The organism is Dyadobacter sp. (assembly GCF_051859145.1).
Lineage (GTDB): Bacteria > Bacteroidota > Bacteroidia > Cytophagales > Spirosomataceae > Dyadobacter.
The window spans coordinates 464-741 of the sequence record NZ_JBHYGF010000572.1; the positions used below are offsets into that span (position 1 = coordinate 464).

Genomic DNA, 278 nt, shown 5'->3' on the forward strand with positions numbered 1-278 from the left:
CCGGGCGGCGCCTCCAACACCCTCCAGCGTCATCGGACACCGGCGTCCGCTTCTCTCCGCGTGCGGTCGCGCGGACGAGGAGGATTCGCCACACCCGTCAGTCGAGTGCGCGCGCGAACGCCCGCATGAGGTCGTCGGCGCTGGTGCGGGTCCACGTCTCGTTGACCGCGAGGGTGATGACCCCATCGGCAGCGGCAGCGGGCAGGCGAATGCCGTCACTGGCCAGGCGTCGTGACACCTCGCCAGGGTCGACGCCTGTCAACGTCAGCCGCGTCAGG

General features: G+C 71.2%; 1 protein-coding gene. It reads right to left on the bottom strand.

Annotated features, from left to right (window positions below; genetic code table 11):
* Positions 1–97 precede the first annotated feature (97 nt).
* On the bottom strand, positions 98–278 hold a 181-nt coding region (locus ACTIE6_RS24290), incomplete at its 5' end, for a hypothetical protein (RefSeq protein ID WP_439559087.1).